Source organism: Leptospira bourretii (assembly GCF_004770145.1).
GTDB lineage: Bacteria > Spirochaetota > Leptospiria > Leptospirales > Leptospiraceae > Leptospira_A > Leptospira_A bourretii.
The window spans coordinates 78058-102484 of the sequence record NZ_RQFW01000018.1 but is presented as its reverse complement, the minus strand read 5'-3'; the positions used below and the strand labels follow the sequence as shown (position 1 = coordinate 102484).

Annotated in this window: 22 protein-coding genes; 16 read left to right on the top strand and 6 right to left on the bottom strand. The window is 39.3% G+C overall.

Annotation, left to right across the window (positions count from 1 at the left end):
- Positions 1-184 precede the first annotated feature (184 nt).
- A complete protein-coding gene (locus tag EHQ47_RS12480) occupies positions 185-1045 on the top strand; it encodes a DUF6544 family protein (protein WP_135777282.1) in 861 nt (286 codons plus the stop codon).
- Between the two features lie 33 nt (positions 1046-1078).
- Here the strand turns inward: EHQ47_RS12480 and EHQ47_RS12475 are convergent, their stop codons facing one another.
- From EHQ47_RS12475 to EHQ47_RS12455, 4 genes are all read right to left on the bottom strand, one after another.
- Entirely contained in the window at positions 1079-2857 is a 1779-nt protein-coding gene (locus EHQ47_RS12475; protein WP_135750062.1) for a glycoside hydrolase family 15 protein, read from the bottom strand.
- On the bottom strand, positions 2854-5031 hold the full coding sequence (locus EHQ47_RS12470; RefSeq protein ID WP_135777281.1) for a bifunctional alpha,alpha-trehalose-phosphate synthase (UDP-forming)/trehalose-phosphatase: 2178 nt from the start codon (positions 5029-5031) through the stop codon (positions 2854-2856). Before EHQ47_RS12470 ends, EHQ47_RS12475 begins: the two co-directional genes overlap by 4 nt.
- A 350-nt stretch (positions 5032-5381) precedes the next feature.
- Positions 5382-6437, bottom strand: a complete 1056-nt coding sequence (locus EHQ47_RS12460) for a hypothetical protein (RefSeq protein ID WP_244290335.1) — start codon at positions 6435-6437, stop codon at positions 5382-5384.
- Complete coding sequence (locus EHQ47_RS12455; RefSeq protein WP_135749477.1) at positions 6419-6682, bottom strand: hypothetical protein; 264 nt, start codon at positions 6680-6682, stop codon at positions 6419-6421. Before EHQ47_RS12455 ends, EHQ47_RS12460 begins: the two co-directional genes overlap by 19 nt.
- Before the next feature lie 399 nt (positions 6683-7081).
- Here EHQ47_RS12455 and EHQ47_RS12445 point away from each other — a divergent pair, with 399 nt between their 5' ends.
- The 15 genes from EHQ47_RS12445 to EHQ47_RS12375 all read left to right on the top strand — a co-directional run bounded on the left by EHQ47_RS12445 (position 7082) and on the right by EHQ47_RS12375 (position 23455).
- Complete coding sequence (locus EHQ47_RS12445; RefSeq protein ID WP_015679594.1) at positions 7082-7315, top strand: hypothetical protein; 234 nt, start codon at positions 7082-7084, stop codon at positions 7313-7315.
- Positions 7316-7317: 2 nt separating this feature from the next.
- Complete coding sequence (rpsB, locus tag EHQ47_RS12440) at positions 7318-8205, top strand: 30S ribosomal protein S2 (RefSeq protein ID WP_135749478.1); 888 nt, start codon at positions 7318-7320, stop codon at positions 8203-8205.
- Between the two features lie 5 nt (positions 8206-8210).
- Complete coding sequence (tsf, locus tag EHQ47_RS12435) at positions 8211-8807, top strand: translation elongation factor Ts (RefSeq protein ID WP_004787415.1); 597 nt, start codon at positions 8211-8213, stop codon at positions 8805-8807.
- A complete protein-coding gene (gene pyrH / locus EHQ47_RS12430; protein ID WP_135574766.1) occupies positions 8797-9543 on the top strand; it encodes a UMP kinase in 747 nt (248 codons plus the stop codon). The genes tsf and pyrH overlap by 11 nt, the downstream gene beginning before the upstream one ends.
- Positions 9533-10084: a ribosome recycling factor gene (gene frr / locus EHQ47_RS12425; RefSeq protein ID WP_135777280.1), complete on the top strand. Its 552-nt coding sequence runs from the start codon at positions 9533-9535 to the stop codon at positions 10082-10084. Before pyrH ends, frr begins: the two co-directional genes overlap by 11 nt.
- 6 nt (positions 10085-10090) lie before the next feature.
- Complete coding sequence (locus tag EHQ47_RS12420) at positions 10091-10804, top strand: isoprenyl transferase (protein WP_135749480.1); 714 nt, start codon at positions 10091-10093, stop codon at positions 10802-10804.
- Positions 10801-11712, top strand: coding sequence for a phosphatidate cytidylyltransferase (locus EHQ47_RS12415; RefSeq protein WP_135749481.1), 912 nt, complete (start codon positions 10801-10803; stop codon positions 11710-11712). Before EHQ47_RS12420 ends, EHQ47_RS12415 begins: the two co-directional genes overlap by 4 nt.
- Before the next feature lie 30 nt (positions 11713-11742).
- Entirely contained in the window at positions 11743-12903 is a 1161-nt protein-coding gene (gene dxr / locus EHQ47_RS12410; protein ID WP_135777279.1) for a 1-deoxy-D-xylulose-5-phosphate reductoisomerase, read from the top strand.
- A complete protein-coding gene (locus tag EHQ47_RS12405; RefSeq protein ID WP_135749483.1) occupies positions 12900-14606 on the top strand; it encodes a site-2 protease family protein in 1707 nt (568 codons plus the stop codon). The genes dxr and EHQ47_RS12405 overlap by 4 nt, the downstream gene beginning before the upstream one ends.
- A 44-nt stretch (positions 14607-14650) precedes the next feature.
- Entirely contained in the window at positions 14651-16411 is a 1761-nt protein-coding gene (locus EHQ47_RS12400) for a proline--tRNA ligase (RefSeq protein ID WP_135749484.1), read from the top strand.
- Positions 16412-16606: 195 nt separating this feature from the next.
- The gene (gene trpB / locus EHQ47_RS12395) at positions 16607-17794 is read left to right on the top strand and encodes a tryptophan synthase subunit beta (protein WP_100744373.1); all 1188 of its coding nucleotides are present in this window, start codon (positions 16607-16609) and stop codon (positions 17792-17794) included.
- A complete protein-coding gene (gene trpA / locus EHQ47_RS12390; RefSeq protein WP_135777278.1) occupies positions 17795-18595 on the top strand; it encodes a tryptophan synthase subunit alpha in 801 nt (266 codons plus the stop codon).
- A 90-nt stretch (positions 18596-18685) separates the two neighbouring features.
- The gene (locus EHQ47_RS12385) at positions 18686-21013 is read left to right on the top strand and encodes an adenylate/guanylate cyclase domain-containing protein (RefSeq protein WP_135777277.1); all 2328 of its coding nucleotides are present in this window, start codon (positions 18686-18688) and stop codon (positions 21011-21013) included.
- A 7-nt stretch (positions 21014-21020) separates the two neighbouring features.
- Positions 21021-22910 carry a 1-deoxy-D-xylulose-5-phosphate synthase gene (gene dxs / locus EHQ47_RS12380; protein ID WP_135777276.1) on the top strand — a complete coding sequence of 630 codons (1890 nt, stop codon included), beginning with the start codon at positions 21021-21023 and terminating at the stop codon, positions 22908-22910.
- A 35-nt stretch (positions 22911-22945) separates the two neighbouring features.
- Entirely contained in the window at positions 22946-23455 is a 510-nt protein-coding gene (locus EHQ47_RS12375) for a tetratricopeptide repeat protein (protein WP_208721749.1), read from the top strand.
- A gap of 3 nt (positions 23456-23458) precedes the next feature.
- On the opposite strand, the gene EHQ47_RS12370 is transcribed toward EHQ47_RS12375, so the two are convergent.
- The gene (locus tag EHQ47_RS12370) at positions 23459-23977 is read right to left on the bottom strand and encodes a hypothetical protein (RefSeq protein ID WP_135777275.1); all 519 of its coding nucleotides are present in this window, start codon (positions 23975-23977) and stop codon (positions 23459-23461) included.
- Positions 23958-24362: a hypothetical protein gene (locus tag EHQ47_RS12365; protein WP_135749490.1), complete on the bottom strand. Its 405-nt coding sequence runs from the start codon at positions 24360-24362 to the stop codon at positions 23958-23960. Before EHQ47_RS12365 ends, EHQ47_RS12370 begins: the two co-directional genes overlap by 20 nt.
- Positions 24363-24427 lie beyond the last annotated feature (65 nt).

Below are 24427 nucleotides of genomic sequence, written 5' to 3'. Positions count from 1 at the left end.
AAAATCAATTCGTGAAAGATTAAATTTTACCTTCCAAACGTTAGTTGCCGGAGAACAAAGGGAATTTGAGCAAAAAAGTTCTTCATATTGGTTACGTTAACACAAAACCTACGAATAGATTTCAAATCCATTTTTTTTGCTTCATTTTTGGGAGAAACGGGAAACTAATTTTTAGGAGAAGAAAATGGACCAATTGAGACAGAAGGTAATAGATGGTATTCCTTGGCGAGTTTTAGTTTTCGCCTTATTCTTTGGTTGTCACGGAGTTCAATCCTCTTTTGATTCCAAAGTTCAATTTGAATTTAAAACTCAACCAGTTCTAATAGAAAAAAAACTAACAAAATCAGACATTCGACACTTGCCATTTCCCGTTCAAAAATACCTTCTATATGTGGGTGTTGTAGGGAAAAACCAAGTTCAAAATGTACGAATTGTTTTTGATGAATTGATGTATAAAAATCCGGAAGCGAAGCCGATGGTTTCTTCGTCTGAGCAGTATAACTTTTTTTTACATCCTGCTCGCCATTTTTATATGAAGGCAAGTATGATGGGAATTCCTTTCCGTGTCCTTCATTCTTATTCTGAGGAAAAGGCTACGATGTTAGTTCGTGTCGCTTCACTTTTTAATGCCGTTGATTTAGACAATGAAGAGTTAACGATCGCAGAAACTATCACCGTGTTAAACGATCTTTGTTTATTTGCCCCCGCCGCACTGATTGACCGAAGGATCTCTTGGGAGGCAAACGGTCCTTTGTCTACGAAAGTTTTTTTTAAAAATGGGAAGTATCGAGTATCTGCAGTCCTCATTTTTAATGAAATAGGTGAGTTGGTTGAGTTTATATCAGATGATCGGTCTGCACTACAAGATGATGGTTCTTTAAGGAAAGCACGTTGGTCTACTCCAATAAAAGATTATAAAGAATTGAACGGAGTTAAGATACCCACTTATGGAGAAGCCATCTGGAAGTATCCAGAGGGAGACTTTACATACGGGAAGTTCTTCTTAAAAAATATCGAATACAATGTAAAAAATCGTTACCCGTAAACCTTCAATTTATCTTTTTTAGAATGAACGTTTTTACCAGAATAAACTCTTTGTTTTTTTCTCGGAAATTCGATGAGCTGCGTTGACTAATCCTACATGGCTATATGTTTGAGGAAAGTTTCCCCATTGGCTCCCTGAATTCGATTCAATATCTTCACTATATAAGCCGACGTGGTTTGCATGTTTCGTTACTTCATTAAATAATTTGATTGCTTCGTCTAAACGATCCATACAAGCTAATGCTTCTACATACCAAAAAGTACAAACTAAAAAAGTGGTTTCAGGTTTTCCAAAATCGTCATTATGTAAATACCGGTATAATAAACCGTTTTTTGTTTTCAGCGATTGTTCTATTGCCTTGAGATGTGTTTTGGCTTTTTCAGATTTTGGATCTAAGTATCCTAATGTAATTAGTTGTAATAAACTTGCATCTAAATCTTTTTTTCCTTGTGCCTGAGTATAACAACCTAATTCAATATCGAAACAGGCTTCTATATTATTTTCTGCATCTTTCATTAAAGATTCAGACTTTTGTTGAAGTTCTTTTTCCCCTAATACGGTAGCTATTACTTTTACAGCCTTCGCACCGACCCAATGGAACAAAAAAGTATAACAATGTTTTTGTGAAAAATTTCTGAATTCCCAAAGGCCAGCATCTGGTTCGGACATCGTAAGTTCAATTTTGTCCAATATATTTTTTATCAAACTTAAATTATGAAATCTGTTCTTTTCAGGGATGCGTTCATCTAAATATAAAGGCAATAGCGAAATTAAAATTTGGCCATAAGCATCATTTTGTTTATGAGTATATGCCGAATTACCGATGCGAACTGGTTGATTCGCCAGATAACCATCTAAATTTAATATTTTTTCTTCTAATATTGATTCACCAAAAATACTATATAACGGTTGGAACCTACCATCTCTACCAGGTGTTAGGTTACTTATGAATTGAGAATACATTTCAAGTTCCTCGAATTGTCCTAAATTCGTTAATGCATGCAACGTATAAAAACCGTCACGTAACCAAGAAAAACGGTAATCCCAATTTCTGCCAGAATGGGGAGCTTCTGGTAAGCTTGTGGTTGAAGCTGCTATGATTGCACCAGTATCTTGAAATTGATGTAGTTTTAAGCATAATGCAGATCGAATTTGTTGACTTTGCGCAAAATTTGGAATCGTACAATGTTTGACCCAGTTTTGCCAATAGGTTTTAGTCTTTGCAAATTCTGATTCAATAAAATCTTCTATTGGTAGTTCTTCAGGTGGAGATTCAAATAAGCCGATATAAATAGTATGGTTAAGATGGAAAGAATTTCCCATTGAAATTTGATTTAATGAAATATTTGAAAAAATTTGGATTTTAAATTCAGGGACTTTTAGGAGAATGTGGTCCGAAAAAACCTTTTTCTCTATTATACTACTCCCATAATAATAAGTTGGAGCAATTTCAATTTTTATTTTTATATCTCCATACAAAGGGATAATCTTTCTATATAAAGATCGTCCATATTTTAAATCTCCATTTTTATAATATCTGGGTGCAAAATCAACAACTGCGAAAGCTCCGCATTCAGTATGAATTTCGGTGCGAAGAATATTTGTATTCTCAATATAGCTTTGCGATGTTTTGATTACTTTTGCATTCGGAATAACTGAAAAGTTACCACATTTTTTGTCAATGAGTGAACCAAAAATGGGGGAACTGTCAAAGTTTGGCCAACACAACCACACAATTTCTGCAAAACGATTGATGTGTGCGATGTAACTTCCATTTCCAATGATACCTGAATCATATTTATGTTTGTTCATTTGGATTCCTGTTTTAGGTGGGATATTAAGCTATAAATCCATTCTTGGACCTCTTCAGGTGCATTAAACCGGTATTTTGCGATAGTTTCTGAATTCCCAATTTTTACGGAAGTCACAGAATCTGGTAATTCCCGGAACATATCCTCATCTGTTGTATCGTCTCCAAATACAAATACGTTTAAATCTGCGTTGGGGACTATTTTTATGGCAGCTTTTCCTTTCCCGGTACCATAATCTCTAACTTCAATAATTTTATTACCACGCTGAACGAAGAAACCACTATTAGATGATATTTGTGATAATTCATCTAACATTTCTCTTGCGGCATTTAGTCCAATATCAGGATCTGCGTTTCTAAAATGCCAAACTAGGGAGAATTCTTTTTCCTCAGTAAATGATCCAGGAACTCTTTTCGTAAATTCATTTAGGTGGTTTTTGATTTGCTCTTTCCATTCTAAGTTTGATGAATGTAACGAAGTCCACCTCTCTCCGTAAGGTGCTCTATGCCAAGCACCATGTTCGGCTACCAAATGCAAAGGGAGATTTTGAAAAGTTTCTTCGAGGAAAGATTTATTTCTTCCACTTATAATTGCTATAGATATATTCGGAAATTCCAATAATGTTGATAATGAATTGAGTAATTCCTTTTTCGGAACAGCTAAGTGAGGCAAAGATTCGAAAGGAACAAGTGTGCCATCATAATCAAAGATAATGAAAATTGGTTTATTGTCTGGAGGTAATAAAGTATCGGATTTTGGAGATAAGGTTTTTGTTTGGAAAGCTAAATTTTTTAAACATAGATCCTCGGTGTCAGAATAAATTCTCTTTGCCCAATCATTCACTGTGTTTTCTTTTAAACGATTGATCATTACATGGTTACGAGAGTAAATATCATTTTCATCCATTTCAATTGCTTCTCGAATAGCTGCGGCCATTCCATTTAAGTCATTCGGGTTCACTAAAATTGTTTCTGGTAGTTCTGCTGCTGCGCCTGCCATCTCACTTAGGACTAACATGCCGCAGCTTTGTGAAACTAAAAATTCCTTAGCAACAAGGTTCATTCCATCGCGGAATGGTGTGACTAACATAACGTGGGTATTTTTATAAAGAGGTACGAGTTCTTCGAATGGAAATCCCTTGTATTGGTAAAGAATCGGTGTCCAATCTAATGTGCCATATGAGCCATTGACAGCGCCTACTTTTTCATCTATGGCTTTTTTCATAGATAAATAAGATGAAACATCAGTTCTGGAAGGAACTAAAACCAAAACGAATTTACACTTTTTTATCCAATTCGAATTTTGGTTTAAAAAAAGTTCAAAAGCACTTAACCTTTGTAATACACCTTTTGTGTAGTCTAATCTATCGACCGAAAGAATTTGTTTTAAGTTTTTGTGGTTTTTATTGATTTCGTTTGCGATGGTATCACATTCTTTTGAATTTGAATATTGGATAAAGTTTTCAACGTTGATACCCATTGGGTATGCGCCAGTTTTGGTTAAGTGATTTTTATAGTAAATGATTCCACGTTCATTTTCTATTCCTAAACATCTTAATAAAGATCTAAGAAAATATTGTGTATAACTTTGGGTATGAAATCCAATGAGATCGGCACCTAATACTCCAGTAAGAATTTTTGTCCGAAATCGTTCTGGCAACAAGCGAAAAATTTCAAATGTTGGAAATGGTATATGCAGAAAGAACGATAAAAAAATGTCAGGGAACAGTTTTCTTAATATTTCTGGTAATAAAAATAAATGATAATCATGGATCCAAACCCAGTCTCCCGGTTGGTATATCGCTTCGACCGATCGTGCAAATTCATTATTTGCCTCTACGTAGGACTCGAAAGTAATATCTGAATATTCGCAATGGGATGTAAAATAATGAAATAATGGCCATATGGTTTTGTTGCAAAATCCATTGTAAAATGAATCTGCTAACTTTTGTTTTAGAAAAACAGGAATGGTTCCATGTTCTTCCCACATTTTTTTAATGTATGACTTTTGTTCTTTTTCGGGAATGGACTTTCCTGGCCAGCCCACCCAAACCACTTCATTTCCTAATGATTTCCAGTGAGAAAGAAAACTGGAAAGTCCTGTTGCAAGACCACCTACATTGGGAGTGCCATCCCACTGGACTGGCAACCTATTGGATACGAGGATCAGTCTCATGCTACTATGAAAACATGTAGAAAGATCATTGCAAGGGATTTATGTGAAAAAATTGCAACAATAGGTATGTTATTATATATTAATGTTGCTTTGGTGAATTGACTTGTCGAAACTGTTTAGACTGTTTTGTCATTCAATTGTTCATTTATTGTTCTCAATCACAATATGTTTATTTTATTTAGTTTCTTACTCTCCCATTTTGAATTTTTTGTTATCAAAGACATCAAGGTGATATTTTTTATGCAGAGTCAATTTGATTAGTCCGAGAAACTCCGATTCTTTTGTCTTCCAATCGCCAACCATCCAAGAATAAATATTTCCAAAATGATTTGCATAGTGCTCTTTAACATTCATTTGTTTAGTTCCCGCAGTGTCTCTAAAGCCCAAAGTTTCCTTGCATAAAAAATCATTCTCTCAAAATTATCTTTTCCTTGGTGGATTCTATCTTTTGATTCTTTTGTTTTCATAAGAATGGATAGATCATCTTTGAACCTTTTGTGACAAAGTTTTTTGCTTTCATCACTTGTTTTTTCTAAACAATCGTTTTTGTTTTTACAAATTGAATCCAAACCAAATTGATCGATAGGGCAAGAGCTGTAAATGGATAGGTCTGGAATTTTACGACAATAACAACCAAAATAAGTGGAATCGTTTGTTTCTTTGATTTTTGTTTGAAGGTTGGTAGAAAAATCAGGAAGGTCGGCATTTTGTTTTTTATTCCTAAGCTGAATTTCACCCAAGTAGTTAGGATCTGTGACACATTCATAAGGGAATTCCAAACAGTAATCAATCAGTCTTTCGTTTGGCATACTGACAATTTCCGATTTGGGTTTAGTATCCCAAACTTTAGGAAGTAGCATGGATTCTTTGTGATATCTAGAATTTCTTTTCCTTTCCACTTCTCTTTGTTCGTTTCTTTTTTGTGAAAGTAGTTCTGAATCCATCAAACGATATTCACGAACCACCATTATTGGAAGGTCTGGAGGAGTTTTTGTTTTTTCTGATTGTAAGTTCTTTTTTAATTTTTGTTTTGATGTTTCATCAAGATACAGTAGATACCCTGTAACGTGGTATTCGTCGCAATCGTATTTCCCAAAAAGCGGTAAAAAAAATATCATCCAGAAATGGTCAGGTGAATGGTAAATTCTAAGATCTTCAATTGCATCAAATGGTTCTCTCGATAAGTTGGAGATTCTAAACTCTCCATCTTCCCAAATTTTGATGAATGAATAAGTATTGTATTTGTCATTTGGAAAAAAATTTCCTGAACCACAACTAGTTCCAATGAATGGCAAACGTTTGATCGTTTGGTAATCTTTTTTCTCTAAAGTGATTTGTCTATAGGATCTGAGGTTTGTGCAGCTGGCAGAAAAGCAGAGAAACAGAATTAATAATATTCGATACATATAAAACCAGAAGATTCGTAGAACGCAAGGATCCTCCGTTCGTCAATTAAGTTAAAAGTTTTGACCAAATCAACATCAGTTCTTTCACAGGTTCTTTTTTTCTTTAGTTTGGGTTCTAATTTTTCTATTTGGTCTGGAACAACTGTGCCTAGTTTGACAATGTTCCCTCTAAAATTCGCAATGGTTTCAAAGTTACCACTTGTTTCATCATAATAAACTCGTTGGCTATCTCCGGCAGAACTCATATTGCCAAGACCATGAAAACTGGGTCCGAAAAGACAGTTTTGAAAGCAAAACAGATATAAGGTGAAGTAGGAGAGTTTCATAGACTGCCATTTAACAATCGTCACAGAATTGTTTTTGTTTTAGAAAAAATAAAAAACATAATACAACGGAATCCCGCGGCAGGGATCGTAGTGGAAATCGTAGATTGGAACGGAGAGCCCGGTCCTTACCCAATTCGTTCTAGCTTTAGGAAAGGATGGGAGCCGCCCCACAAAAAAAGGGATTTTGCCTAAGTTTCACGGCCATTTTCGAAAAAGGTGTTCCCAAAATTCCATTTCGAAGCCCTTAAATTCCTTTCCCCTTGACAATCTGCCTAAATTCCAAATCCTGACAGGAAAGCTTGACAAAGGTGCTTTTGGATGAACAAAACCCAAATCGGGAACCTGCTTCTCGTGCTATTTTTGGGACTGATGGCGGGAGCTGTGGCTGGAGTGGTCCTCGATCGACTTCTTGGTACAACTTACCTCTCTCGGTATTTGTTCGAATCACCAGTATCTCTCGAGCTTTACATAATTAAAGTCGAGTTCCAGCTAACCCCTGCAAGTATCGTTGGTCTTGTAGCGTCTGGATATCTCGCATTAAAAAAGGGGTAACTATGTCAGTAATTTCCATGAAAAGTCTGCTAGAAGCAGGCGTACACTTCGGTCACCAAACACGTCGTTGGAATCCAAAAATGAGTCCTTATGTTTATACGGCTCGTAACGGAATTCACATCATCGACCTTCAAAAGACAGTTCAAAAAACAAAAGAAGCTTACGATGCTTTGAAAAAACTTACCGGTCAAGGTAAGAAAGTTCTTTTTGTAGGAACTAAAAAACAAGCTCGTGGCGCGATTGAAAGAGCCGCACAAGCGTGCAGTATGTACTATGTATCTAACCGTTGGTTAGGTGGTCTTTTGACTAACTGGAACACAGTGAAGAAGTCAATTGCTCGTTTGAAAAGACTAGAGCAAATGGAAGAGAACAACTCTTTCGAACAAGAAGCTAGAACTAAAAAAGAAGCATTATCTCTCAAACGTGAGTTAGAAAAACTCCGTCAAACACTTGGTGGAATTAAGGATATGGCAGTTGTGCCTGAGATTCTTTTTGTGATCGATCCTAAAAAAGAAGAAATTGCTGTGAAAGAAGCTAAAAAACTTGGTTTGAAAGTGTTCGCAGTGATTGATACAAACTGTGATCCGGAACCAATCGATTACCCAATTCCAGGTAACGATGATGCGATCCGTGCAATTTCTTTATTCCTTGATACTATGGCAAATGCTGTACTCGAAGGAACAGGTGGAGAAGTCATCCAAACTAATTTTGCTGAAGATATGGACGCAGAACAACTTGCTCTTGAATACCAAGGTGAGTATGATGAGTCTGGAAAATTCATTATGGACGATGAACTTCCTCCAGTTGCAAAAGACATCCCTGTTGATGCAGAAGCTGCTAAAAAAGCAGCGGAAACAGTAGCAGAAGTAAAACCTACTACAGAAGGATAATACGAATGGCAGTTAGCTCCGAACAAATTAAAGATCTCCGCGAACGTACAGGCGCGGGGATGATGGACTGCAAAAAAGCCCTCGAAGAAAAGGGTGGCGATATTGAAAAAGCAGTTACATACTTAAGAGAAAAAGGTTTAGCGAAAGCAGCGAAACGTGCTGGTCGTGAAACTGGTGAAGGAAAAGTCATCGCTTACATCCACGGAACAGGAAAAACAGGAGTTCTTGTCGAACTCAACTGTGAAACTGACTTCGTTGCAAACAATGAAGCGTTTGAAGCTCTTGGAAAAGAGATAGCTCTTCAAATCACTGCGATGAATCCACTTTACGTAAACGAGGAATCCATTCCTCAGTCAGAAATTGACAATGAGATGAGTGTGCAAAAAGCTCTTCTTGAAAAAGAAGGTAAAAAAGCAGACCAAATCGAAAAGATTCTTCCTGGTAAAATGAAAAAATACTTTGAAGAGATTTGTCTCATCCACCAAAAATCGATTCGTGACAACTCCAAAACCATCAATGACCTTCTCCAAGAAGCCATTGCGAAGTTTGGAGAGAACATTACTGTTGGTAGGTTCTCGAGGTTCCAAGTAGGTGGGAACTAGTCCGCGTTTCAAACGAATCCTAATTAAAATCTCCGGCGAGGCTCTCGCCGGTGAGGGTGAACTTGGTATTGATACCAACAAAACATTCTCACTTGCCGGACAAATCAAAGAAGTTCATGACTTAGGTCTGGAAGTTGCCGTCGTTGTGGGCGGTGGAAATATGATCCGTGGCGAAACTTTAGCAAAGTCCGGAATGGACAGAGCAACGGCAGACTACATGGGAATGCTCGGCACCATCATGAATGGTCTCGCCTTACAGGATGCATGCGAAAAACAAGGGATGTTTACCCGAGTTCTTTCCGCCATCGAAATGAAATCCGTTGCAGAACCTTATATTCGTAGACGTGCGGTTCGCCATTTAGAAAAAAATCGTGTCATTATATTTGCTGGTGGGACAGGAAATCCGTATTTTACAACGGATACAACTGCATCCCTTCGGGCTGTGGAAGTTGGATGTGAAGTCATCCTGAAAGCCACAAAAGTGGACGGAGTGTACACCGCAGATCCTAAAAAAGATCCTAGTGCAAAACGTTACTTAGAAGTTTCTTTTATGGAGTCCATTAAACACCGGTTAAAGGTAATGGATTCAACTGCTCTTAGTCTCTGTATGGACAATAATATGCCCATTATCGTGTTTGATATTTTTAAAGCAGGAAATTTAAGAAAATTAATCGATGGAGAGCCAATTGGTACACTAATCTCCAATTCAGAGGAAGTGATTTTAGATGGTAGATGAAATTATAAAATCCATGCAGTCCAAAATGGACAAAACGGTTGAGGCTTTGAAAAAAGACTTCGGTACCATTCGTACGGGGAAAGCAAATCCTATGATGGTGGAAGATGTAAGAGTGGACTATTACGGAACACTCACACCACTGAACCAACTTGGTAAAATTGCTTGTCCAGAACCTCGTATGATTCTCATCACTCCTTTTGAAAAAGGAATGTTGAAAGACATTGAAAAAGCAATTTTTGCTGCAAGTCTTGGACTTACGCCAAATAACGACGGTTCTAGCATTCGTATTAATATTCCTGAACTAACAGGGGAAAGACGGAAAGAATTGGCAAAAGTGGTCAAACAAAGGGCCGAAGAAAAAAAAGTTGCGATTCGTAATATCCGTCGTGATGCCAATGATGAATTAAAAAAACACCAGGCAGAAATGTCCCAAGATGAACTCAAAGGCCACCAAGATAAAATCCAAAAAATTACGGATTCTTATATTGCCAAATTGGGAGATTTAGAAAAGGAAAAAGAAAAAGAGATCACCACTCTTTAATTTCCTATGAAGTTGAACACAATCCCTGCCCACATTGCTGTCATCATGGACGGAAATGGAAGGTGGGCCGAAAGCCAAGGGAAAAAAAGAACCGAAGGCCACAGAGAAGGGGCGAACGCTATCGATCGCCTTTTGGATGTGGCTTTGGAATACAAAATCCCCAATATCTCTCTATATGCTTTTTCTACAGAAAACTGGAAACGCCCTATCACCGAAATCCAAGCCATCTTTGGTTTGTTAGTTGAGTTTATTGAAACAAGGCTTGATACCATCCATTCCAAGGGAATTCGGATCCACCACAGCGGAGCACGGAATAAACTTTCTAAAACTGTTTTAAGTAAAATTGACCATGCGATGGCGGTCACAAAAAAGAACAAAAAACTCACCGCCAACTTTTGTTTGAACTATGGTGGACATGAAGAGATCCTGAGTAATTTTTCTAGGATCATGGCAGTGCGTAAGTCCAAAAAAGAATCTTTGGACAAACCCATTAGTCCCAAAGAATTTGAAAAATATTTGTATACATTCCCTTTGCCGCCGGTAGATTTATTGATCAGAACTGCGGGAGAACAAAGGATTTCCAATTTTCTTTTGTGGCAGAGTGCCTATGCTGAAATGTATTTTACGAATACACTTTGGCCGGACTTTGGAAGAACTTCTTTGGAAGAAGCCCTTCTTTTTTTTGATTCCCGAAAACGTAAATTTGGTGGTTTGTTATGAGTGAGACAACACTCCGTATTCTATCTGCAATCGTACTCACTTTTGTATATGTGTTTATGATTTTCCATAGTTCCTTTTACTATTTGGAATTCTATGCCTTTGGTTGTATTACCATCTACTTGGGTTTAAAAGAATTGTATGCATTTTGCAGAAGAGAAGATTCCAAACCTTTTTTTGGAACGGGACTTCTCTTTTCCCTTTTGATTTTTACTGTATACTACATTCAGTTTTTAGGCCTTCAATTTGAAGTCACTCCTCCTGCTTTTGTTTTACAACTTTCTAAGATCCTCCGAGAAGGATTCCACCCGATTCCTTTTTTACTCGTTGCCCTTTCTCTGACCGTTTGGATTTTGCAAATTCTGAAACGCCCGTTAGACGGTGCTTTGTTTTCGGCGAGTGCTACCATTTTAGGGCCAATCTATTTAGCGATTCCTATTGGACATTTTTTACTTCTCTTGGCGTTTCCTTTCGGTGCTTATTATATCTTTCTTGTATCTGTGATTACTTTTATGAGTGATGCTGGTGCTTATTTCGGCGGTCGTTGGTTTGGAAAACATCCTGCGGGTCTCAAGATCTCTCCTAAAAAAACTTGGGAAGGGTATGTGACTGGAAATATCACTGCTGTTGTTGGTGTTCAAATCCTCAATTTTACTTGGGAACATTTTAGTGGAGTGAAATTGCCGATTGGAGTCATTGAATCCATCATCGTGGCTTTTGTGGTTTCTATCATTTCGGTGATGGGTGACTTGGCAGAGTCTGCGATGAAACGAGATGCTAAAATCAAAGATTCGGGAAGTTTGATTCCTGGCCATGGTGGGGTTTTAGATTTAGCGGATGCCCTTTTATTTACCGTTCCTGTGATTTATTATTATTTCTTATTTAAGGGAATTCTCGGTTACGCGGTCTGATTCTCAGTTCGGGATCGGTCTAAGGCTTAGATGGTTGGAGTATCCGTATTAGGAATTTCTGGTTCTGTTGGCACTTCGACAGTGAAGGTACTCCGTCAATTTCGAGATTCCTTTTCTTTACATAGTTTTTCGGTTCATTCCAATTTAGATCTTGCGAAATCTCTTATTGATGAATTTTCTCCAGAAGTGATTTCGATCACCGATTCGAAGTTAGAAGGTAGCCTCGGATCCAAATACAAATCCACAACTATTCTCTATGGAGAGGAATCACTATCTGATTTAGTTCGTCTTCCTTCTGTTTCTGTGGTCGTGACAGCCGTTGTGGGTGCCAGAGGGGTAAGGCCTACTATCGCCGCCATCGAAGCCGGTAAAAAAATTGCCATCGCCAATAAAGAAACACTCGTGACCTTTGGTCCACTGATCAACCGTTTGGTGGCAAAACACAATACCTTGATGGTCCCAGTGGATTCCGAACATAATGCACTCTTTCAGCTCATTGAACGAGAAAAAAGATCCAATATTCGCGCCATCACTCTCACGGCCTCGGGAGGGAGTTTTCGAACCCTTCCTATCGAAGAATTGGAACATGTATCCGTAAAACAGGCATTAAATCATCCTACTTGGTCGATGGGGCCAAAAATCACCGTAGACTCTGCGGGCCTTATCAATAAGGGTCTCGAAGTGATTGAAGCTCATTATTTATTTGGATTTTCTTATGACGAAATTGAAGTGGTGATCCACCCACAATCACTAACCCACGGAATCATTGAAACCATGGACGGTGCTTGTTTGCAATACACAAGCCATCCTGATATGATTTATCCCATTGCTCATTCTTTGTTTTATCCAGCGCCTACACCGAAGATTTTAATTGAAAGAAAACCTGGGACATGGAAGACCTTGGAATTTTTTCCGCCTGATCTTCATCGTTATCCAGGCCTTCGTTTGGCTTTCCAAGCGGGAAGGGCAGGGGGAACGACACCTTGTGTGTTTAATGCAGCCAATGAAGAAGCTGTTGCATTATTTTTAGAAGAAAAAATTTCTTTTACCGCCATTCCCAAGTTAATCGAATCGGCGCTAAATAAAATTTCGAATTCCTTTCCTAATGATTTGGAAGGGTATTTAGAAAAAGATAGAGAAACACGTAATTATATTCAAAAAGAATTTGTGAAAGGGGGAGTGACTATATGATCGTAATGATATTTGGCGCCGTATTCATGTTAGCTGTTTCTATTTTTATCCATGAATTGGGACACCTCTTATGTGGAAAATTGGTTGGAGTGGAAGCTCGCATTTTTTCCCTTGGTTATGGAAAAGGAATTTGGAAAAAAAGAATTGGGAAAACCATCTACCAAATCACAGCCATTCCCATTGGTGGTTACGTTCTTTTTCGTGGAGATGACTACAGCAAAAACAAAAAACCAAAACAAGGGGATTTACTTTCCACGCCACCACTTCGTCGGATGATTCCAGTGCTTGGTGGGCCGTTCGCTAATTTGGTGTTAGGTTTTGTTTTATTGTTTGTTTTGGAACTTTCGGGAGATAGTCCTTCTTCCAATCGTATTTTTATCGAAGATGCAAACAAGGTTTCGAGTCCAGCTTATACTGCCGGACTTCGTACGGGAGACCAAATTGTTTCCATCAATGGGAAAAAAACAGAAAGTTTCGAAGATATTTTTACTAACGTGAGTTTGACCACGGGCGATCCTGTAGAAGTCTCTTACAAAAGAGCCGAAGAAATAAAAATCGTACAAGTTATACCGAATTTATATTCGGCTGGTGGACATCCTACCATTGGAGTGATGCCATTTGGAGAAAGACGAGTTGTGGCTACTTTTACTTATGGGGAACAACTAAGCCATTTTATGGCAAATCTCCTCGATCGTGATGACAAATCTTCAGTTTACTTTCAGGAAAAAATCGAAGAACGAAAAGATGAAATCCCGGAAGAACTTTTAAAACAAAGAGAAATCCAAGAACGCGAAAAATCCCTTCGCAGGCGTGCCTTATCCTTTTTAAAAGATGGGGATATGATTTTGCAAGTGGCTGGCGTGGATGTTCATACCGTTCCTGAGTTGCAAACAGAGCTCGGAAAACACCAGGGAAAAACCATTCCTGTTGTTGTGGAAAGAAAAACATACCCACTCCTCACACCTTGGGCGACTGAAACTGTGACCATTCAAATTCCTGTGTTAGGTGCCAATGTGTTTGAATTTTGGGATATCAGACATCCGAAGTTTCCTGAACTGGGAATCCCTTATTTCCGGTTGGATAGTTATGATTCCGAAATTGAAAATCGCCTTTCTAATTTAAAGATAGAAGATAAATCCTTCGACAAAGCCGATGCAATCAGCGATTACTTAAAACAATCTTCGGGTAGAAAAGATATATGGATTGGGAATATGAAATATTCCGCCGATGTCAATTTAAAACCCATTGGGCTTCTCGGATTTCGTGCTTCGATGAAATTTGAAGCAGAGAAGTTACAGAAGGAAACAACCGTCTATTCTTCGTTTGTGGGCGCTTCAACAAAAGTGTATGAAAATGTATCCACTACCTTAAAAGGGATTGGGATGTTATTTTCTGGACTTCTATCTCCAAAAGAAAATTTATCAGGTCCTATTGGAATTGTACAAATAGCAGGAATTAGTTTGGAATATGGTTGGGTGACTTACCTCGACTTTGTTGCCAAAATTTCCCTAGCGCTGATGGTGATGAATTTATTACCAATTCCAATGGCAGATGGTGGACATATTGTTCTCTATGCCTATGAAGCGATTACAGGTAGACCACTCCCAAGAAAAGCCATTGAAGCCATTTTTCGGTTGGGATTTTTCTTTCTCATTGGACTTGGGCTTTATGTTTCGTTCAATGATGTGATGCGTATTTTTTAATTTTTGTTTCGTTTAGTTTTATATAAATAAAAGAGAAAAGATCGATGAAAGCTAGTTCCTATTTGATTCCTACTGCAAAAGAAGATCCACAAGATGCAGTTGTTGCTTCCCATAAACTGATGACAAGGGCGGGACTCATTCGTAAATCCGCAGCCGGATTGTATTCTTATCTTCCTCTCGGGTTAAGGGTCCTAAAAAAAATTGAAGGCATTGTTCGTTCCGAGATGGACCGGGCCGGTGGTTTGGAATTCCAACTTCCTATTTTAACTCCAAGTGAAATTTGGAAAGAGTCTGGCCGTTGGGATAAAATGGGGAAAGAGATGTTTCGTTTGAAAGATCGGCATGACAATGAAAGTTGCCTTGGCCCCACGCATGAAGAATCTTTTTGTGTGCTCGTGAAACCAATGGTTCGTTCTTATAAAGATCTTCCTATCAATGTGTATCAAATTCATACAAAGTTTCGCGATGAAATTCGTCCAAGGTTTGGAGTGATTCGTTCTCGTGAATTTACAATGAAAGATGCTTATTCTTTTCATTTAGATGATGAGTCTTTGGACAAAACCTACCAAACGATGCGTAAAACTTACCGAAGGATTTTTGCGGGGATGGGTCTTTCTACGATCCCAGTGCAAGCGGATTCAGGAAATATGGGTGGGTCTGCGTCTGAGGAATTTATGGTGGTGTCACCCATAGGAGAAGAAACACTTACGATTTGTCCTTCTTGCCAATATTCAGGGAATATTGAAAAAACTCCTGTGATTCGAAATGTAAGTTTAGCAAAACAAGCGTTTGTCGGAAAAGATAAAATCCATACTCCATCTAAAAAATCAATTACAGAAGTTGCTGAGTTTATAGGGACAAAGGAAGAAAACCTCCTAAAGGCAGTGGCTTTATGGGCGGACGGAACCTACGTCCTAGTCTTTTTAGAAGGCGACCGGGAACTCAATGAGAACAAACTAAAAAATCATTTGGGTTGTAATGAACTAAGACCAATAGGACCGGCTGAAATGGAAAAACTTGGGCTCGTTCCTGGATTCATCGGACCTGGATTTCCAAAATCAGAATCTCTCAAAATTATCATCGATTCTCTGATCGATTGGAATTTTGGGTATATATCTGGTGCAAACGAAGTGGATTACCATATTGCAGGGGTTAAACTCTTCGACTTTTTCAAAGATGAGGAAGTGACAAAAATCGATGTGTCGCAATCCAAAGTAGGGGATCCTTGCCCTAACTGTGGAACCGGTCTCACTGCGGAAAAAGGAATCGAAGTTGGTCATATCTTTAAGTTAGGCCAAAAGTATTCCAAAGCTTTTGATATTACTGTTTTAAATGATAAAGGGAAAGCCACCACAACGACTATGGGTTGTTATGGGATCGGTGTCAATCGCTGTATGGCCACTGTCATCGAACAATGTAATGACGATAAAGGAATTTTTTGGCCAGTCTCCATTGCGCCGTTTACTGTTTGTTTGGTGAGTATTGCTAAAAATCCAGACGACATTGCCAAAATTGAATCCATTTACAAAGCACTTGTGGCGGCCGGGATCGAAGTGCTTTGGGATGACCGGGACCTTGGTCCTGGTTTTAAGTTCAAAGATTCCGAACTCATTGGTTTTCCCATCCGATTGACACTTGGAAAGGGATTTTTGGAGAAGGGTGAAATCACCATCCTTGACCGAAAATCAATGGCAGAAGAGACCGTTACCTTTACCACAAATGAAGATTTGGTTGGTCGCTTACAAAATCAAATCAAGAACCTGCATGCTACCCTCCAAGCCGAAGTGGAACGTGCGGGAACATGAACTTCTTTCGATTTTTTCTTTAAAATCGGGATAAGCGATGGTAAGAATGAGAGAGATGTGATAGAAGGTAGCCATTGGGTGGCGGGTGGTTAACCCCACCCAGTTCGATCAGGGCGGGGAGAGTATACTCAAAAACCCCCACCCCCCACAAAAGAAGCAGTTTTCATATTCCCCCATTCCCGTATTTTGGGATATATGGGCAAAAACCTACCTGGATATTTTGGTGAATTCGGTGGCCGTTACTCTCCTGAGATTCTAACGGAAGCATTAGAAGAACTTGAATCCACCTATCAAAAGTTAAAGAAAAGTAAAAAGTTCAAAAAAGAACTCGAATACTATTTAAAGAACTATGTCGGAAGACCTAGTCCTCTGACTTATGCTGAACGCCTCACCAAACAATGGGGAGGTGCTAGGATTTGGCTCAAACGCGAAGATTTAAATCATACAGGTGCGCATAAAATTAATAATGCCATCGGACAGGCGCTTATCGCTCGTTTTATGGGGAAAAAACGAATCATTGCAGAAACTGGTGCAGGCCAACACGGTCTTGCGACGGCAACAGTGGGAGCAATGTTTGGAATGGAAACCGTGGTGTATATGGGAGCTGTCGATGTGGAAAGACAAAATCTCAATGCTAAAAAAATTGAGATGTTAGGTGCAAAAATCCTTCCGGTCACAGCAGGAGAAGCCACTCTTAAAGAAGCAACCAGTGAAGCTATGAGAGACTGGGCCCTCAATGTATCCACAACTCATTATATTGTTGGATCTGCGATTGGACCTCACCCGTTTCCCACAATCGTACGTGACTTCCAATCCTTTATTGGTACAGAGGCAAGAGCAGAGTTTAAAAAACGAAATCATAAACTTCCGAATGCCATTGTAGCTTGTGTAGGTGGAGGATCCAATTCCATTGGAATGTTCCATGCCTTTTTAAAAGACAAACATGTTGCCATCTATGGCGCAGAGGCTGGTGGACTTGGTCCAAAACCAGGAGAACATTCGGCAACTTTGACATACGGGAAAACTGGATTTTTACATGGAACAAAAACCTTAATCATCCAAGATGAGTTTGGACAAATTGTACCAGCGCATTCAGTTTCTGCAGGGTTAGATTACCCAGGTGTGGGACCAGAACACGCTCACCTGTCCCAAACGGGAAGAGTGGATTACCGAATGGTAACAGACGAACAAGCATTAGATTCTTTTTTGGAAGTCACTCGTGTGGAGGGAATCATTCCTGCCCTGGAAACAGCTCATGCCTTTCATGTAGCTCGTGATGTGGCAAAAGACCTTGGAAAGAAAAAGGATCTCATCATTTGTCTGTCTGGCCGGGGTGATAAAGATGTAACGGAAGTTTTGCGACTCTTAGGTGAAAGAAAGTAAATGAGTAAAATAAAATCTTTATTTGAGAGCGGAAGTTTTAAATCAGCCTTTATCCCTTATTTCACTTTAGGGGATCCAAACTATAATGATTCCATCGAATTTGGAAAAACCATTTTAGACAACGGTGCTGATATTTTGGAACTCGGGATTCCTTTTTCTGATCCGGTTGCAGATGGACCCGTAATCCAAAGAGCAGTGGCTCGTTCTTTGAAGAATCCTTTTTCTTTCGAAGAAATTTTTCGAGTCACAAAAGCCATCCATGACCACAAACCAGAGACTCCACTTGTTTATCTTACTTACTTCAATCCCATTTACCATTGTGGGATCACCAAGTTTTTGGATAGAGCCAAGGAATCAGGAATTGTGGGCCTTGTGATTCCTGACTTACCTTTTGATACAGAAGAAAGTGAAACCTTGTTTCGAGAATTAAAAGTTCGGGATATGGATCTCATCCATTTGGTCACTCCGGCCTCGGAAAAAAAGAGAATCCAAGCCCTTTCCAAAACTTCCTCTGGGTTCATTTACTACGTAACTTCTTTTGGAGTTACTGGAGAAAGAAGGGAGTTCTCGGTGGATTTAAAGGAAAGAATTAAATTTTTGAAAGATACCATCCGGTTGCCAATTTGTGCAGGGTTTGGAATTTCCACTCCGGAACAATCCAACCAAATTTCACAGTATGCGGACGGGATCATCATCGGTTCTGCGATCCAAAGGATCATTGAAGAAAACGGGTCAGACCGCACAAAAGCGGTTTCGGCTTTGGCGGATTACATTTCAAAGATCAGGGCATCGATTTCCTAAATTTTTTTCCTGTATCCTTCAAAAACATTTGAGTCTCTTTAAAAATTCCGGGAAAATGGTCGGAAATTCCCAAACGAATAAAGAGGCTCTATGTCCGACAAAGAATCAAAATCGCTTTCGATTTTGGACTATCTCAGTGTTACCGTTGCCGCACTAGGATCACTTGGTGTGATCATTTCTGTCGTCATGACAGGGTGGGAATACGAATTTTCCTTCCTCATTGGTGGTTTACTCACCTTATTGACTTCTTCTTATTTTGTATATAAAACCATCGAAAAGGTTTCTAAAGACAAACAGAAGTCAGGTGCGATTTGGTTATCCTATGTGATCGCCATTTTTATGTATACAATGGTAAACACCTTCCAACCACTCAAGGATTTGGAAGAAAATTCCGTTTCCACACGGTTTCAATTTTTACGTGGATCCAACACAAAAACAGAAAGTGAAGGGGACACGGGTCGTATCGAATACATTCAGTTCCAACCACCAGCTAAGGCCCGTAAGGATATCAATATCATTGGTATCACAACAGAATCACTCGAAAAATTACAAGGGACTTGGCCTCTTCCTTGGAGTTATTACGCTGATATCATTGAAACATTCAAAGAATCGAATAACATTCTCATGTTCGATATTTTCTTCGTAGATTACAAACCCGGTCAAACAGAAGAGATGGCAGCTGCTCTTCAAAAGAACCGGAATGTCCTCTTTGACTACCCTATGGAAGTCAGCGCGGAATCAAAGGAAGCAGTTCTAAATTTGGAAAAACGAATTGATATCCTTCGTAAGTTCCAATTGAAAAATGTCATCGATGAAAACGATGCGGGGATCTCTTGGGTTAAGTTTCCACAACCTCCGATTGAACCCATTAGCGAATTGTCTGCTGGTCTTGGTTTTGCGAACGTAAAAAAAGACGAATCTGGTTTGAATCGTAAGATGCCACTTGTGGTAAAAGTTTATAATTCAGGAAGAGATAGAGAAACAGAATATTTCCCTTCCATCGACTTACTCATTGTTTGTAAATACTACGGTATCGATGTACAGAGAGATGTGGAAGTCAATATGGGACATTATATAAAATTGTCCAATATTCCAAAAAAAATCATCCGAGAGTTTAACATCAAAGAACGTAAGTTTGAAGAAAGGGATGTGATGCAAGTCCCGAACGAAAAAAGAGAAGTGGTCATCCCGATTGATTGGGAAGGACAAATGGAAATCAACTTCGTAGGTGGACGTTATTCCTTCAAACAAAATGAAATTTTCGAAGTCACTAATGATTGGGATGCTGAGTTACTAGAAGCAAACCAAATTAATAATAAAATCTTTCTTGTGGCAATGTATTATGCTACGGGGCGTGGGGCTTCTAAAGACTCCCACTTATCTCCGTTTGGCGATATGTCGGGAATTGAACACCATGCTCACGCAATCAATACCATCCTAAACCAAGACTTTTTGTCTACAATACCAAACTGGGGAATTTTCCTAATTTATGTTGGTCTTGGTGTAATGATTGGATTTTTACAACCAAGGGTAAAAACACATATTGGTTTTGCGATTATGTTAACTCAGCTTTTACTTTATGTAGTGGCTACGTTGTATATTTTCCAAACCTTCAACCTCATCACAGTCCTTCCATCTGTTACCATCGAACAGATTGTGGTCTTTGTTGCCATCATCGGATTTAGAATCTTAACAGAAGAAGAAAACGTAAAATACATCCGTCAAACTTTCTCTAAATTCGTATCCAAAGACGTTGTGGACGAACTCCTCAAACACCCTGATAACTTGGCACTTGGTGGATCCAAACGAGAGATCACCATTTTTTTCTCTGACGTTCGCGGGTTCACTACCATCTCGGAACAGTTGGGTCCAGAAGATTTGGTGAAATTACTGAACGAATATTTGTCGGCTATGACAGATATCATTATTGAATACAAGGGAACCATTGATAAGTATATGGGAGATGCGATTATGGCATTCTGGGGAGCACCAGTTCCTTTGGAAGACCATGCATACTATGCTTGTGTGGCGGCTCTTGCTCAGCTCGACCATTTAAAAATCCTCCAACAAAAATGGGCAGAACGAAATGTTCCGGTGATCGATATTGGATGTGGTCTGAATTCCGGTCCTGCCGTTGTTGGGAACATGGGATCTTCTCACAGGATGGAATATACCTGTATGGGTGATACGATCAACCTTGGATCCCGTTTGGAAGGATCCAATAAAATGTACACCACAAATGTGATTATCTCTGAATACACATACGAAAAAGTGAAAGACCGAGTGGTCGCTCGGGAACTGGATTTAGTGCGAGTAAAAGGAAAAACCCAACCTGTTCGGATTTACGAATTGCTTGGAATCACAAACCCAGAAGATATGGAGAAAATGAAGCGGCCTCTCCAAAAGGCGGCAACATGAAGTTTACATGCCATCATATCCCTATCTCGACAAAATCCAATTTCCGGAAGATCTTAGAAAGATAAACGAAGAGGATCTCTCGAAGGTTTGCCATGACCTTCGGGAATACATCATCGACACCCTCTCAGACGTAGGAGGGCACTTCGCTAGTAACCTAGGCGTTGTGGAACTCACAGTCGCGTTGCATTATGTGTTCCAAACCCCCACTGACAAAATCATCTGGGACGTAGGCCACCAAACTTACCCTCATAAAATTCTCACAGGCCGAAAGAAAGAACTCCCCACTGTTCGTAAGTGGCAAGGGCTTTCTGGGTTTCCCAAACGAGAAGAATCCGAATACGATTTGTACAACACTGGCCATGCCGGAACTTCCATCTCCCAAGCTCTAGGTGAGGCCTGTGCCCGCGACCTACTTGGAAAAGACTACAAAGTCGCTGCCGTCATTGGAGATGCTTCCATTGCCACAGGAATGGCTCTCGAAGCCATGAACCATGGTGGTCATGTCAAACCGAACATGCTCGTCATTTTGAATGACAACTATATGTCGATTTCCAAAAACGTAGGTTCCATTTCAAATTATCTTAACCGAATCATTTCCTCTCAAATCTATAACAGGGGTAAAACGGCATTCTATGGATTTTTAAAATGGATTCCGCTGATTGGGCCCGCCTTGCAGGCGCTTGCTCATAATATGGAAACTTCGTTTAAACATTTTATGATGCGTCCTGGTGGACTTTTTGAGGATTTGGGTTTTACTTATTTTGGTCCGATTGATGGTCACGATGTGAACCGCGTGGTTCAGATGTTACAAAATCTTTCAAAAATCCAAGGCCCCATCCTTTTGCATGTTCTAACGCAAAAAGGAAAAGGTTATAAACCTGCAGAAGCTGATCCCATCAAATATCATGGTGTCACACCGTTTAACAAAGAGTCGGGGAAAATGGCTTCATCCGACTCCAATAAAATTGGTTTATCTAAAATTGTTGGAAAAACACTTACCGATTTAACCGACAAAGACAAACGAATTGCAGTCATCACCCCTGCGATGATTGAAGGTTCGGGACTTAGGGAATACCAAGAGGCCTATCCTGCCCATACATTTGATGTGGGAATTGCAGAACAACATTCCGTTGCTTTTGCAGGTGCCATGACAAGTGGTGGTGCCATTCCTTATATGTGTATTTATTCCACCTTCCTCACTCGGGCAATGGACCAATTGGTAGAAGATGTTTCTCTTATGAATTTGCCAGTTCGATTTGTGATCGATCGAGCAGGGATCGTTGGGCCCGATGGGGAAACCCACCAAGGCCTTTCTGATCTTGGGTATTTGGCGGGACTCCCTAATATGGACATCATTGTTCCTAGTTCTGCCCAAGACATTATTGATAGCCTTCACTTTATGAAGGATTATACAGAACATCCCATTGCCATTCGGTTTCCTAAGGATAGTGGCGACTTACGCGAGTTAAAGTTTGATTCTCCTCTTTCGATCACCAAGGCAAAGGGTCGTTTGGTAAGTGAGGGAGAGGATTTACTCATTCTTTCCGTTGGGTTTATGTTACCGATTGCCACAACTGTTGGGAATATTTTAAAACAAAAAGGGATTTCTGTTTCAGTTGTGGATCTTTTTTGGTTACGCCCTTATGATACGGATCTTGTGCATGGGCAAATTCAAAAAAACAAACGGTTTGTGATTTTGGACGAAAGTTATATCCATGCAGGTGCTTCTGGTTTTCTTTTGAATGAAATTCCTTCGGATCTTCTTGGAAAGTTTTTAAAGACCTTTGCATTGCCACCCGAACCCATTCACCATGGGGAAAGGAATCAAATTTTGGACCATTACCGTCTGACCGCTTCGCAAATTGCCGAAGAGTTGATTCTATCTTTGAAAAAATAAATTAGTTTTACAGATATTTTTCAAGTCATCCGAAAATGAAAGAAAATGCGAGGATCTCATTGTCTTCTAGTTCTTTCCAACTTTCTTTAGATTTAGCCAAAGACCATTTTAAAGTCGGTGATTTAGACCGAGCTGAATTCCACCTTCGTTCCAGTTTGGAATTGGAAGAATCCGATGAAGCCTATTTTTATTTGGGTTTGGTGCAAAACGCCCTCGGCCAATGGAGCGATGCTCTGGCTTCTTATTACAAAGCCGTGAGTTTAAACCACGAATACGGCAATCCATGTAATGAAATTGGTGTCCTATTGCTCCGTATGGGGAACGACAAAGAAGCAGTGTATTGGTTGAAAAAATCGGTTCGTTGTGAACGAAACGACGCTCCTCATATTTCTTATTTTAACCTTGCTACTTTGTATAAGTTATGGAATAGACCTGAAAGATCCTTACAATACCTTCACAAAGCATTGACTCTTAAAAAAGATTTTTCAGAGGCAAATGATCTTTGGAGGGAATTAAAGTCCGACGAAGAAGCACCTTCCAACTAAGGACTAAGAATATTCATTTGGGAGAGGGACTGGAATCTCTCCCAAATATTTGGGAACTTCCATTTTCACTCCCTTCCATTCCAGATAAGTAGTTTCTTCCTCTTCTGTAAGATGATCAGAAAGTTCTTTTGCTGCATTCCAAGTGAATCGGTATTTGATTTTTTCTTCTGTCGTACGTAGACCAATGAGTCCACCATCGTTTGTTTCATAAATTTCAAATTCGCCAAAAGGATAGTTTCTTCCATCGTCTGTATGAAAGATTAGTTCTGAATCCGTTGGTTCTACATGAAGGACATGACAGGGGCAACCATCAATTCGAATGTATCCATGTTCCGAAAGTTCCCCAAACCGATTTTCAATGTACACTCCCTTCTCGTTACCGTGCAGATTGTTTCGAAAATATTGTAAAATTTCTTCTTTATCGATTCGATTTTCACGAAAGATCCATTCGTCTGTTGGAGAAACATAAATTTCAGAGTCAAATATTCTTGGCATATGATTTTTATTTATACCTGTAGGCATAACCTTTCCAATAAGGAAGGTTTGATTTTTGCAAGTAAGAATTGGTGGAGCGACCCTTTTGGTCCATAGTTTCAATGGTTGCGGAATCAATGGTGGATTGATTTTTTTCAGTCATCCAAACTCCATCAATTTTACGTCGGAACATATCTTTTTTGACTCGAGGTTCATAATCTTCCCAAGAGAGATCTTCCGTATTACGAACAATGACCTCGCCTACAATTTGGAAAAGACGTTTCGGACGTTCGCGGAGGATTTCCACTTCCGCCCAGGATTGCACCTTATAACGCGAATCATTTGGCCTGTAATCAGGTTCTGGGATAAAATCCACCGTAGAACATCCAATTACGAGTAAGAGTAGGGGAAATAGGGAAAAATTAAATCGCATTCTATTCCTTAGACAAAAATATGCTATACAATGCTAGAATTACCATAGGATAAGCAATACAAAGA

Excerpts from the sequence above, each read along its gene's own strand:
- EHQ47_RS12480 (WP_135777282.1), top strand. The coding sequence starts at position 185 with ATGGACCAATTGAGACAGAAGGTAATAGATGGTATTCCTTGGCGAGTT.
- EHQ47_RS12475 (WP_135750062.1), bottom strand. The coding sequence starts at position 2,857 with ATGAACAAACATAAATATGATTCAGGTATCATTGGAAATGGAAGTTAC.
- EHQ47_RS12470 (WP_135777281.1), bottom strand. The coding sequence starts at position 5,031 with ATGAGACTGATCCTCGTATCCAATAGGTTGCCAGTCCAGTGGGATGGC.
- EHQ47_RS12460 (WP_244290335.1), bottom strand. The coding sequence starts at position 6,437 with ATGTATCGAATATTATTAATTCTGTTTCTCTGCTTTTCTGCCAGCTGC.
- EHQ47_RS12455 (WP_135749477.1), bottom strand. The coding sequence starts at position 6,682 with ATGAGTTCTGCCGGAGATAGCCAACGAGTTTATTATGATGAAACAAGT.
- EHQ47_RS12445 (WP_015679594.1), top strand. The coding sequence starts at position 7,082 with ATGAACAAAACCCAAATCGGGAACCTGCTTCTCGTGCTATTTTTGGGA.
- rpsB (WP_135749478.1), top strand. The coding sequence starts at position 7,318 with ATGTCAGTAATTTCCATGAAAAGTCTGCTAGAAGCAGGCGTACACTTC.
- tsf (WP_004787415.1), top strand. The coding sequence starts at position 8,211 with ATGGCAGTTAGCTCCGAACAAATTAAAGATCTCCGCGAACGTACAGGC.
- frr (WP_135777280.1), top strand. The coding sequence starts at position 9,533 with ATGGTAGATGAAATTATAAAATCCATGCAGTCCAAAATGGACAAAACG.
- EHQ47_RS12420 (WP_135749480.1), top strand. The coding sequence starts at position 10,091 with ATGAAGTTGAACACAATCCCTGCCCACATTGCTGTCATCATGGACGGA.
- EHQ47_RS12415 (WP_135749481.1), top strand. The coding sequence starts at position 10,801 with ATGAGTGAGACAACACTCCGTATTCTATCTGCAATCGTACTCACTTTT.
- dxr (WP_135777279.1), top strand. The coding sequence starts at position 11,743 with ATGGTTGGAGTATCCGTATTAGGAATTTCTGGTTCTGTTGGCACTTCG.
- EHQ47_RS12405 (WP_135749483.1), top strand. The coding sequence starts at position 12,900 with ATGATCGTAATGATATTTGGCGCCGTATTCATGTTAGCTGTTTCTATT.
- EHQ47_RS12400 (WP_135749484.1), top strand. The coding sequence starts at position 14,651 with ATGAAAGCTAGTTCCTATTTGATTCCTACTGCAAAAGAAGATCCACAA.
- trpB (WP_100744373.1), top strand. The coding sequence starts at position 16,607 with ATGGGCAAAAACCTACCTGGATATTTTGGTGAATTCGGTGGCCGTTAC.
- trpA (WP_135777278.1), top strand. The coding sequence starts at position 17,795 with ATGAGTAAAATAAAATCTTTATTTGAGAGCGGAAGTTTTAAATCAGCC.
- EHQ47_RS12385 (WP_135777277.1), top strand. The coding sequence starts at position 18,686 with ATGTCCGACAAAGAATCAAAATCGCTTTCGATTTTGGACTATCTCAGT.
- dxs (WP_135777276.1), top strand. The coding sequence starts at position 21,021 with ATGCCATCATATCCCTATCTCGACAAAATCCAATTTCCGGAAGATCTT.
- EHQ47_RS12375 (WP_208721749.1), top strand. The coding sequence starts at position 22,946 with ATGAAAGAAAATGCGAGGATCTCATTGTCTTCTAGTTCTTTCCAACTT.
- EHQ47_RS12370 (WP_135777275.1), bottom strand. The coding sequence starts at position 23,977 with ATGCCTACAGGTATAAATAAAAATCATATGCCAAGAATATTTGACTCT.
- EHQ47_RS12365 (WP_135749490.1), bottom strand. The coding sequence starts at position 24,362 with ATGCGATTTAATTTTTCCCTATTTCCCCTACTCTTACTCGTAATTGGA.